This is a genomic window from Rhodococcus sp. C-2 (genome assembly GCF_027854095.1).
GTDB classification, from domain to species: Bacteria; Actinomycetota; Actinomycetes; order Mycobacteriales; family Mycobacteriaceae; genus Rhodococcus_F; species Rhodococcus_F qingshengii.
In genome coordinates this window covers 1-9,026 of the sequence record NZ_JAQGFI010000031.1, presented here as the reverse complement: position 1 = coordinate 9,026, position 9,026 = coordinate 1, and the positions used below count along the sequence as shown (strand labels likewise).

Genomic DNA, 9,026 nt, shown 5'->3' with positions numbered 1-9,026 from the left:
TCAGATCATTCCCGGGAAGGTGCGCCCACTCACGCCGCCTCGCCGAGAACCATCCACAGGTTCTGATCATTGCTCTCGGGATGCGGCATTCCCGCTTTGGTGGCCAGAGTGACGGAATCGCGTCGGCCGTGGAGCAGCTTTGCCAGCATGCGCTCGGACTCGCCGCCCGCATAGCCGTTGGCCGTGTCGATGTGAGAGATACCGGCGCCTAGTGCTGCGTCGAGCATCGATCCGGCGCCCGATATGTCGACCGTGTCTCCGAATGTCATGGTGCCGAGCACCAGTTTCGGAAGCTCGAGTGGGGCGGTCATCAGGCAACTCCTCGTGATTCGGTCTGCTTGGCTAGCAAGTTCTTGGACAGGGCTGCCACCACGTGGCGTGGTTTGATGCCGACCATGGTGGTGGGATCGAGAGCAGCGCCTCGTAGTGCGCGGGTGTACGGCTCGCGCGGACTGGCGAGAACTGTGTCTGTGGAACCGGATTCGACGATGGTTCCTTTCGACATCACGACTACGGTCTCGCTGATTTCTCGGACGACGCCCAAGTTGTGTGAGATGAAAACGTACGTCAGACCGGTATCGGCCTGAATTTCACGTAGGAGCTCGAGTACCTGCGCTTGCACCGACACGTCGAGAGCGCTGGTCGCTTCGTCGCAGACCAGGATCTCGGGTCCGCTGGCAAGTGCACGAGCAATTCCGATGCGCTGACGTTGGCCTCCTGAGAACTCCGCCGGACGCCGGTGTAGTGCCGAGCTGGGCAAGCCAACGCGATCGACGAGTTCTGCTGCTGCCTTTGCACGTTCAGACTTGCTCCGAACACCTTTGAGGCGCAGTGGTTCTCCGATGATGTCCTCGGCAGTCAGATGAGGGTCGAGCGATCCGTACGGATCTTGGAACACCATTTGAACGCGAGAGCGGTAGGGGCGCAGCGACTTCTCCGACATCTGCGCGATGTCATTGCCGTCGACGAGAATGCGTCCACTGGTCGGTGTGAGGAGTCGGACGATCGATCGAGCGATGGTCGACTTGCCACATCCGGATTCGCCGACGATGGCCAAGGTCTTGCCCTTTTCCACCGAGAAGCTCACAGCATCCACGGCTCGGAAAACTCCGTCGGGAACCGGATACTCGACCACGAGATCTTCGACGGCGAGAAGTGGCGTTTCGTGGCGGGTCATGCCGAGGCTCCGATCTGTGTTGAACGGGCGGGGTCGCCGTCCCAAGGCCCCAGTTGAGGTATGGCGTCGAGAAGCTTTTGTGTGTAGGCGCTTTGCGGTGAGTCGACGAGAACGTCGGCACTACCGGTCTCGACAAAACGTCCGTCCTTCATCACGTAGATGCGATCGGAGACCAACCGCGCAACTCCGAGATCGTGAGTGATGACCAGCATTCCGATGCCGGTGCGCTCCTGCAACTCGAGCAATAGATCCAGAATCCCGGCCTGAACGGTTACGTCCAGTGCGCTGGTGGGTTCGTCGGCCACGATCAGTTCGGGGCCGGCAGCAAGAGCGCCGGCGATCAGGACGCGCTGCAACATTCCACCCGACAGTTGATGCGGGTACTTGTCGAGTTGCTGATCCGGATACGGAATGCGTACCTGCTCGAGCAGTTGCACTGCTCGCTCGATTTGTTGCTTCTTCGCGGTCACACCGCTGTGGCGCACTGCTTCTCGAAGTTGGCTACCGATGGTGTGGACGGGACTCAGAGCCGTCATCGGGTCCTGGGGGATGAGCGCGATGTGTTTTCCGCGAATATCGTTCAGGATCTTCGTGTTTCCGAGAATGTCCTGACCCTTGAACACGGCTTTCCCGGAAAGAACCGCAAGATCGTCCGGAAGCAGTCCGAGAATCCCCATGGCTGTCGTCGACTTTCCGGAGCCGGATTCACCGATGATGGTGACGGTTTCACCGGCGTCGATGCAGAAGGACACGCCGTCGACGGCTCGGATGACGCCGTTCGCCGTGACAAGTTCGATCTGGAGATCGTCGACCCGTAGTAGATTTCCCATGTCTCACGCCTTCGCTTTCTGGGCGCTGCCACGCCCGAACAGGCTTGCGCCCAGTCGTTTCGAACCTGCAGGACGATCGCGCAGACCATCGCCGAGTAGGTTCACTCCGACGACCAGCAGCACGATCATCAGACCGGTCAACGTGACGATCCACCATGACGTGGTGATGTAGTCCTGGCCGTCGGCGATGATTCGTCCCCAGGTAGCGAATGGACGTTGCGGTCCGGCGCCGAGGTAGCTCAACGAACTTTCCAGCAGTACGGCCTGCGCGAGCAGCAGCAGGACGACGAGCGATGCCTGCTTGACGATGTTGGGAATGACGTGACGAAGCAGGATGGCCATGCGGGTAAGTCCGAGGACTCGAGCTGCAGCTACGTAAGGCTTTTCGCGTTCGACGAGTACCAATGAGCGAGTCAACCGTGCGACTTCGGGCCACTGTGCGATCGCGATGACAAACGTGATGACGGGAATGGACGGGCCGAACAGCGCAACAACGAGAAGCAGCATCATCAGCAAAGGCAGAGAAAGCTGTGCTTCGAGTAGGCGGGAGATCACGGTGTCGACCCAACCACCGAAGTACCCCGCGGCGGATCCGGCGACGATGCCGATGACGCCGGAGACGATCACGGCGAGAATACCGATCGTCAGAGACACCTGGCCGCCGTGCAGGATCCGTGAGAGCAGATCTCGTCCCAACTGATCGGTGCCGAACAGATGGCCGTCGGTGAGGGGCGGTAGCCGTCGACTGCTCAGGTTGGTCTGGTTCGGATCTGCAAGGGGGAGTAGTCCCGCCAATGCAACAGGAAGAATCACCAGGAGCGCGCAGATCGAGCCGGTCCAGATCTTGACTCGGCTGTCTCGCTTACGGCGCGTGGCTCCGGCGCGTGCGAAGTCTGCCTCGGTGACCGCGCTGGCGCGTGGAGTTGTTGGAGGTTCCAAGACGGTAGTCATCAGTTGGCGCCCTTTCCGAGTCGCACGCGTGGATCCAGGAGGGGGTAGAGGAGGTCCACTGCCAGTTGCACGAGCACGGCGAGAACCGCGGTGACAAGCACGGTGGCCTGGATGAGCGGGTAGTCGCGAGTCTCGAGTGCGCGGACCACCAGCGAGCCGACACCAGGCCAGGCGAACACGACCTCGACCACCACGACGCCGTTCAGCATTCCGGCGAATCTGGTGCCCAGCGCGGTGACGATCGGAATCGCCGAATTACGCATCGCATATCGCCAGGTGAGTTCGCGTTCCGATACTCCGCGAGAGCGTGCGACCGTGATGTACGGAGAAGCGAAGGCCGAGACCATTTCGCGTCGAACCATCCGGGAGATCAACGCGATCTGAAGGATGGCGATGGTGACGGTAGGCAGGATCAACGACGGCCATGTGGTGAAACCGGCTGCCGGGAGTACTGGGATCAAGACCGCGAAGATCGTCACCAGCATCAGGCCGCTCCAGAACTCCGGCATGGACTGCCCGCCGACGGCTACGACGTTCGCACCGAGTTCACGTCTGGTGTCCGCGTGACGGGCCATCCACACGCCCAGCGGAATCGAGAGCACGGCGGTCAACAGAATGGAGCTGACGGCAAGGGTGATGGTGTACGGGAGACGGCCGAGGACAACGTCCATGGCCGGCGCCTGGAACGAGTACGACGTGCCGAGATTCAGGTGGACGAGGTCCCACAGGTAGATCAGGTATTGGGAGAACACCGACTTGTCCAAGCCCATGTCAGCACGGATCTGTGCGAGATCCTCGGTGCTGGCCAGCGGTCCGGCCAAGGCGTAGGCAGGATCGCCGGGTGCCATTCGGATCAGGACGAACACTGTTGTGAGCGTGAGGAAGATCGTCAAGGCACTCTGTGCCAGACGTTTGAGCACGTATTTGACGGTCGGGTTGATCCTTGTGCGTCGACGCGGAGAGATTCCGAGAGCGGTTTGCGGTTTCGGAGCGGTGAGAGTCATCGCCTCAGGCCTCCAATCGGACGGCGCCGAGGTCGTAGGAGTTGATCGGGGTCAGTGAAACATTTTGTACACGAGTGCGTTTCGCAAGGAGTGCGTTGGGTACGAAGCTCCACAGGCAAGGCCAGGTGTTCCAGATGTCTTGTTGTGCGGCGTCGAGTAGAGCGGCGCGCTTGGTCGGGTCTGGTTCACTGGATGCGGCTTGGATCTTCGCGGTGATTTCGGGGAAGACGTACCCGTGATAGGTGTCGCGAGTTGCTTCCTTCTCCGCTGTGCCGGCGTACATCCCCTGCAACGTGGTCAGTGCAAGTCCGGTCTGGTTGCCGTAGCCGTTGCCCAGCACATCCCAGTCGCCGGTCTTGCCCTGGCGCCAGGACGAGATGTCACCGCCCGGTTCGAACTGCTGGAGTTTGACGCGTACTCCCACGGCCTTCATCATTTCGAGTACCGATTCCATCACCGAGACGTCGTTGGTGAACTCTCCGGTTTCCCAGATGAAGGTGAGTTCGAGGTCGTCGGCGCCTTCGGCCTCGAGCATTTGCCGCGCTTTCCGTGGATCATATTGGTAAGTGCCAGTTTTCACGGCTCCGTCCAAGGTCGACGGTGCGGGGCCGGTGGCCGGGACTGCGGAACCGATCAGCACGTCCCGAGCGAGTGACTCACCGTCGATGGCATACGTGAGAGCTTCTCGGACACGCGGATTGGACAGTGGGTGATCGGCGGGCTTGCGGAAGTTGAAGAACAGTTGGTTGATGCGTGTGCTCGGTACTGTGTCCACCTGGACACCAGGCAGATCGGCGAGTTGTTCGGCGGAATCGGGACTGATCGAGTCGATGACGTCGACCTCGCCGCTCCGAAGCGCGACGACGCGGCCGGCCTCTTCGGGAATGAAGCGGACCTGAACACGACGAACGCCGGGGGCCGGGCCCCAGTAGTTGTCATTGGCGACAAGTGTGTAATCGCCGGTGCCCCGGTTCGATTCGCTGACGACGAACGGTCCCGACCCGATTCCGCTCTGCAGTTCGTTGGGTTCGTTGGCAGCGGCCGGGGTGATCAAGATGTTGGACATGAGCGAGTCCAGAACCGGCACCGGGGAATTCGTCCGAAGGATGAAGGTGCGATCGTCGATGGGGACGACCGTCGGCCACTCGGGGAACTGCGGTGCGACAAACGATCCGCTGACCTGCTGGTACATCTGCATTGCCGTCGTGACGTCGTCGATCAGCACAGGTGTGCCGTCGGAGTAACGGATGCCCTCGCGGAGTCGAACCGTCCACTCGGTCGGGCCGGTCGATTCGAACCTGTCAGCGAGAACGAGTTGCGGTGTCAGATTGTCGCCGATCCGGGTGAGACCTTGTCTGACGCCACGTTGAGCCGTGACTGCTGCGTCGAATTGATTGAGTTTGTTGTCGAGGCTGACGAGCGAGCGGTTGAGCCCGAGCACCAGGGTGTCCTGTGTCGGTTTCCCGGTAGGGCCGGCGCACGCGGCAGTCGTGCCCAGAAGCGTTGCGCCACCGATCAGCCCGGTGAACTGCAGAAAGGATCGCCGGGAGAGCTGTGGTGTTCGCAAACGAGTATTGGTCATCGGTGACCTTTCGATCCTGACGGGGCAGCGTGGGGGCGACGCTCCGAGCGGACTGTTGGTGAACAATCGCGTCGGGCTCTCGCTTGTAACTCAGCTCACAATGGCACTGTTGCGCACTTCGCGCAAGTCCCGTAACTTCGATTGCGTACTTCGCGCATCGGTTGCGATGCTGTGCATACTCGATTCAGACCGAAAGGGGGTCGAGGAATTCGATGAAACCACTGGTAATCATCGCTGATGATCTTTCCGGAGCAGCGGAGTCGGCCGCAGGATTTCTGCTCCGCAGTTCGGGCATATCGCTTCGGCTCGGCCCAGATGCGCCCGACGGATCAGGAGTGACGGTTTTCGATCTGCACTCACGGCGATCCGACCCCGCCAGAGCCTCTCGGGACGTGAGATCAGTTCTGCAATCGTCTGACGGCTCCGAGATCGTCAAGAAGATCGATTCCCTGCTCAGGGGCAACATAGCAGCGGAGGTTGGAGAACTCTCCCGCGACGGATCTCCGGTCATCGTCGCCGCCGGACTGCCCAGACAAGGGCGCACGGTGCAAGACGGCGTGGTGTTGGTCGATGGGGTTGCGTTGCACTCCACTGACCTGTGGCGCGCGGAGTCGAAGCCGACTCCTCGGTCGATTGCAGAGGCGCTCGGCCCGTCGGCAATCACTTCTGGCGTATCGCTGGATGACATTCGCTCCGGGCGTTTGAGCCAGGTTCTTGCGTCGATCTCAGAAGCCGGGTCGGTGGCGATCTGCGACGTCGAGACCGAGAGTGATCTGGAACTGATTGTGGCTGCAGCACAGGAGGTTCGGGGTTCTCGATTGGTAGGAACCTCGGCGCTCGCGATGGCAGTGGCACGACGAAGAACCGTGCAGTCACCCGTCGCGTGCCCATCTCTTCGTGTTTCTCGATTTACCTTGGTCGTCGTGGGGACGGCGGATGCGTCTGCCGGGGACCAAGTGGCATTGCTTCGGGATTCAGGGGCGCACCATATCGAAGTGAACAGTGCTGAGCTGCTGGCGCATTCGGTCGATCCGCTTCCGATTCTGAACGCACTGGATCGCGGAAACGTCGTGGTTTCGGTAAGTGGACCTGTCGTGCCTGCAGAATCCGTCCACCTCGTTTCGGCTCTCGCCGATCTGATCGCTGCCGTCGATGCAGGATTCTCCCACGACGATTACCCGATCGACCTGGTACTTACCGGTGGCGAAACCGCGCGCAGCGTTCTCGACCGCCTGCGGGTCGACACGCTGTCACCGATTTACGAAATCGAACACGGCGCCGTACTTTCCGTCGATCGAACCGGACGGTACATCGTCACGCGGCCAGGCAGTTTCGGGAATGCACACAGTCTTTTCTCCATAACGAAGTTTCTCGCGCAACCCACCCCGGTCGCCGCTCCGGACAGTCCGCCTTCAGTTACTCCTTCAGACAACGAGGTCAATCCCATGTCAATCGAATCCACTCCACTGCCGCTGATTGCTGTCACGATGGGCGACGGCGCCGGCGTCGGACCGGAAGTGATCGTCCCCGCACTCCTCGACGGTGAAACGAGAAAGCGTTGCCGCCCTGTTGTTGTCGGCGACGCGAAGCGTTTGCGATTGGCTGCCACGGTGCTCGGAATCGACGTCGACGTGGTCGCGATCGAGGAGATCAAGGATGCTGAATTCATCGATGGACGGATCAACGTCATCGACCTGGACTTGCTACCCGAGGATCTCGCCTGGGGTGAACTGTCGGCAGTCGCGGGGGATGCGGCCTATCAATATATCCGCGTCGCAAGCGAACTCGCCGTACGCGGTGAAGTCCAGTCGATCTGCACGGCGCCGCTGAACAAGGAAGCGCTGCATGCGGCAGGACACATCTATCCCGGACACACGGAATTGCTTGCGCACCTGACCGGTACCGAGGAGGTGTCGATGATGTTGTCGACCCCCAAGCTCAAGGTGATTCACGTGACCACTCACATCGGACTGCTCGATGCAGTTGCCAGGATCGAGCCCGGCCTGGTCGAGAGGACCATTCGTCGAGGTCACGAAGCTTTGGTGCGCACGGGCAATCCATCTCCGAAAATCGGCGTGTGCGGGATCAACCCGCATGCGGGGGAGAACGGGCTTTTCGGGTACGGAGAGGAAGAGCAGAAGATCATTCCCGCCGTCGAACTCTTGAAGGCAGAAGGAATCGACGTCCACGGCCCACTGCCGGCGGACACGGCATTCTTCCTCGCTGGACGTGGGGACTACGACTTGATCGTTGCGATGTACCACGATCAGGGGCACGGCCCGGTCAAGGTTCTCGGGATCGAGGCCGGCGTCAACATCACCGTCGGGTTACCTGTCATCCGTACCTCCGTCGATCACGGAACCGCTTTCGATATTGCAGGTAAGGGCATCGCCGAGGCCGGTAGTATGGTCGAAGCGCTGCGGCAGGCGGCCGAATTGGCAACCAGCACATTCGTTTCCAAGTAAGAACCACGGTTTGTAGGGGGAGGAGCGATGGCCATCCGGGAGTCGGAGGCGAGGCGGTCGGAGATTGCGAGGCTCGCTCGCACCAGCGGTCTGGCCAGTGTCGAGGATCTGTCTGCCCAATTCGGGGTGACTGCATCCACGATTCGTCGCGACCTGAGTCAGTTGACTGCCCAGGGAGTAATTGCTCGAACGTACGGCGGGGCGATTGCTCTCAACCCTCATCCGGAATCCTCCTTGCGTCAACGCGCAATGGAGGGATTCGACGCCAAACGGGGCATCGCCGAATGGGCTGCTGAGCAGGTTCGGCCCGGGGAAACCGTACTTCTTGATGCAGGTACCACCGTCGGGGCGATGGGAGAGTTCTTACGTCACGTGACGAATTTGACGGTGATCGCTGCAGGGCTTACGGCGCTCGAGGCGTTAGCCGACGCTGATGGTGTTCGAGTCGAATGTCTCGGCGGGACGCTGCGGCAGCTCAGTCAAGGATTCGTCGGGCCACTGGCGGAAGCGTCGCTGCAGCGGGTGTCGTTTGACAAGGCATTCCTCGGTGCCGATGCAGTTACGGCTGACCTGGGTATTTGTGAAGCTGAGCTCGATCAGACCCGGCTCAAGGAAATGATGATCGAACGTGCCGGCGAGGTCTACATCCTCGCCCACTCCGCCAAGCTCGGTGAACGTCCTTTCCATGCGTGGGCGCCGATACCGCCGGGGGCCGTGCTGGTTACCGATGCTGCAGTAGACGCAAAGCAAGTCGCGTTGTTCGAGGATGCAGGTATCCGAGTCCAAGTGGTGTGAGTTCCCGCTGCGTGCCGATCCGGGCACGGTGTCCGGCGTCACATGATGTCCGAATTCGTGAAAATCGACTGAAACGGGCAATCTTGCTGGGGAAATGGATACCTCCGAGCCTCTGACCTGTGGATTTGTCAAAGACTTCGGCGGACGCGTAACTTATTCCAAGTCAGAGCGACACGGACACCGACTCCCGCCTTTACGGCGAGTGACACGAGGTTGTACGAA

Annotated in this window: 8 protein-coding genes; 2 read left to right on the top strand and 6 right to left on the bottom strand. The window is 60.7% G+C overall.

Annotated elements, in window-relative coordinates; all coding sequences use genetic code 11:
• Positions 1 to 29: 29 nt before the first annotated feature.
• Genes PCS43_RS33195 through PCS43_RS33170 form a run of 6 tightly spaced genes read right to left on the bottom strand, consistent with a single transcriptional unit; the run spans position 30 to position 5,544 of the window.
• Positions 30 to 311: an aldo/keto reductase gene (locus tag PCS43_RS33195; RefSeq protein WP_270923245.1), complete on the bottom strand. Its 282-nt coding sequence runs from the start codon at positions 309 to 311 to the stop codon at positions 30 to 32.
• Complete coding sequence (locus PCS43_RS33190; protein ID WP_007732503.1) at positions 311 to 1,177, bottom strand: ATP-binding cassette domain-containing protein; 867 nt, start codon at positions 1,175 to 1,177, stop codon at positions 311 to 313. Before PCS43_RS33190 ends, PCS43_RS33195 begins: the two co-directional genes overlap by 1 nt.
• Entirely contained in the window at positions 1,174 to 2,007 is an 834-nt protein-coding gene (locus PCS43_RS33185) for an ABC transporter ATP-binding protein (protein ID WP_007732500.1), read from the bottom strand. The genes PCS43_RS33190 and PCS43_RS33185 overlap by 4 nt, the downstream gene beginning before the upstream one ends.
• Positions 2,008 to 2,010: 3 nt before the next feature.
• Positions 2,011 to 2,958 (bottom strand): ABC transporter permease, encoded by a 948-nt coding sequence (locus PCS43_RS33180; RefSeq protein ID WP_007732498.1) that lies wholly within the window; start codon positions 2,956 to 2,958, stop codon positions 2,011 to 2,013.
• Positions 2,958 to 3,962 (bottom strand): ABC transporter permease, encoded by a 1,005-nt coding sequence (locus tag PCS43_RS33175; RefSeq protein ID WP_007732496.1) that lies wholly within the window; start codon positions 3,960 to 3,962, stop codon positions 2,958 to 2,960. Before PCS43_RS33175 ends, PCS43_RS33180 begins: the two co-directional genes overlap by 1 nt.
• A gap of 4 nt (positions 3,963 to 3,966) precedes the next feature.
• Positions 3,967 to 5,544: an ABC transporter substrate-binding protein gene (locus PCS43_RS33170; protein ID WP_007732494.1), complete on the bottom strand. Its 1,578-nt coding sequence runs from the start codon at positions 5,542 to 5,544 to the stop codon at positions 3,967 to 3,969.
• A 212-nt stretch (positions 5,545 to 5,756) separates the two neighbouring features.
• On the opposite strand from PCS43_RS33170, the gene pdxA reads away from it, so the two are divergent.
• The gene (pdxA, locus tag PCS43_RS33165; protein ID WP_007732489.1) at positions 5,757 to 8,009 is read left to right on the top strand and encodes a 4-hydroxythreonine-4-phosphate dehydrogenase PdxA; all 2,253 of its coding nucleotides are present in this window, start codon (positions 5,757 to 5,759) and stop codon (positions 8,007 to 8,009) included.
• A 27-nt stretch (positions 8,010 to 8,036) separates the two neighbouring features.
• Positions 8,037 to 8,804 carry a DeoR/GlpR family DNA-binding transcription regulator gene (locus tag PCS43_RS33160; RefSeq protein WP_003941419.1) on the top strand — a complete coding sequence of 256 codons (768 nt, stop codon included), beginning with the start codon at positions 8,037 to 8,039 and terminating at the stop codon, positions 8,802 to 8,804.
• The last annotated feature ends 222 nt before the right edge of the window (positions 8,805 to 9,026 follow it).